At 38.8% G+C, this 2,086-nt stretch carries 2 protein-coding genes; both read right to left on the reverse strand.

Annotated features, from left to right (window positions below):
* Positions 1-414 precede the first annotated feature (414 nt).
* Positions 415-1,323 (reverse strand): hypothetical protein, encoded by a 909-nt coding sequence (locus tag OE749_RS18560; RefSeq protein ID WP_263713985.1) that lies wholly within the window; start codon positions 1,321-1,323, stop codon positions 415-417.
* 321 nt (positions 1,324-1,644) lie between these two features.
* Positions 1,645-1,941, reverse strand: a complete 297-nt coding sequence (locus OE749_RS18565) for a contact-dependent growth inhibition system immunity protein (protein ID WP_263713986.1) — start codon at positions 1,939-1,941, stop codon at positions 1,645-1,647.
* Between the last annotated feature and the right edge of the window lie 145 nt (positions 1,942-2,086).

Raw genomic sequence — 2,086 nt, forward strand, 5'->3', positions numbered from 1 at the left:
TCTTTCAGAATGCCGATGATCTGTGATTCGGTAAAACGTGATTTTTTCATTGTTGTCTCCTGCATTAATCATTGCAGAAAACTCCAATTAAGTCTGTTTCATATTAAGGGAAGCTGACACTGCCGGAGGCAGATTGCCCAAGCTTTCATTACTAAAGCCCATACCTGCGCTTAGGTACGTGCTCTGCTCTGTGTGGCTGTCTTTAAAGTGTGCTTAAGTGAAAGAAGTGACTGGCCTATGTTTTGTGAGCTAGCCCAGCTCGGTCATATACTTTTCGCGGCTTTCGACCACACAGATATGTGTGGCCGCTTGCCAATGTCTTACAAGTAAAGTCGATTAGAAGTGTGCATGCCTTGTGTATGTTTGGCCCGCGCTATACCTATTACTTCATAACGAATTTAAGAAGTGGGAAGCCTATTTGTCGATTTGCCCTGATTGCTCTGCTGCTTTTTGTTTTAGCCTTTCTTCGTATAGGTCATGACGAAACAAAATAGGCACCTTGTATTCGCCCGTCTCGTCTTTACAGGTCTGTTCTTCTTCGTAGTTTCCTCTTGAAGAAAACTTCTGTACAACAATTGGCTGGGCATTTTCCCAAGTGAGCTCTAGAAACTTTCCGTTTTCACACCCTGTTGGTGTTCGGGTGTAGCCCTGCTCTGCAACGTCATATACCACTAAGTCACACAGTGTGTCACAGTATATCCATCCGAGCTTACTACTATCAGGGGCAAACCGAGTATGCATACGCTGCCCTTTTTCACCTTCCCCCCCAGAGGCATCTATCTCCGTCCAAGTCACGCCGTTTTCTTCATAATGAAAGAGAATATCTGCGCTAATTTCAGCACTTAATATATTTAACTCGAAAATAAGATGCTGCTTATCATTCGACCAAGCAAAGCTTCCAGTACTAAAGCCTTCATTAAACACAATCCCACTCTGATTGAAAGATTCTTCTTTGCAATTATTACACTTTAATAGCGTCCCTCGGCGAAGGTCCAAAAAATACTCCACTCTCGGAGCACTCGTAGTAACTACTGCGACACTATTTTTCTCGTCAAATTCATCTCTTCCAAAATAAACATTTAAATTATCTTTAGAGCCAATGCATAAATCTGTTGTTTTAGAGCAAATTTCACCACCAGCACCGCCAGTTGAGCCATGCATTGCTAATGGGCTGTCGCTATAGTAGCTATACTCTTCAAAAACAAATTGATTGAGATCTTTTATTTCAGTTTGAAAATTCAAACAACCTGAAATCGTATTTATGATCAATAAAGCAACTAATACTGCTCCTATTTTCATATTATGGAGAAGTATGTGTTTCATCATTTTTTTCCTTCATTTTCTACTGAATGCTGAACTACGTCGAGCAGTAACCTATAAACTCTATCAATTTCACTTTGCAACTCACTAGGCTCTAATTTCTCATCATCTATAACTGAAGTACTTAATAAGTTCCGGACATCTTCTTTTATTTCTGTCTGGATATTAAAGTATCTAGATTGCTGGGATTTCACGAAGCAGCTGCTTGAAAATAGCCGTCGTCAACCAAAGCCTTGACATCTAACACATATGCTTTACTGAATTAATAGGCGAGCCAATATCCTCTAAATTCTTATTCATCATATTCATAACAAGAAAATTTATTTACACCTTCCGGCACTCTAAATTTTCTCTCAATTTTAACTGTAATTCTATAAGCCACTCAATATAAGTTTTACCGTCGTATACTGGACTATAATTACAGCCTATTTCATTACCAAAAATTTCATCAAAATCAATTACACCCTCTATTAAATTAAAAATTTTTTTTATATCTACTAATACATCATTAAGCTGCTCCCTTCTTAACTCGCTGATTGCTTCATCGACTATTTCCTCGGGAGGGCGCCCATCTATTTCTGCCCAACACTGATAAAATGAACCCGCCAAAAGAAGGCTCAATCCCTCATATTTTTTATTTGCTTTTGTCAGCTTCCCTTAATATGAAACAGACTTAATTGGAGTTTTCTGCAATGATTAATGCAGGAGACAACAATGAAAAAATCACGTTTTACCGAATCACAGATCATCGGCATTCTGAAAGAAG

This window comes from Fluctibacter corallii, from assembly GCF_025751585.1.
In the GTDB taxonomy this organism is placed as follows: Bacteria; Pseudomonadota; Gammaproteobacteria; order Enterobacterales; family Alteromonadaceae; genus Fluctibacter_A; species Fluctibacter_A corallii.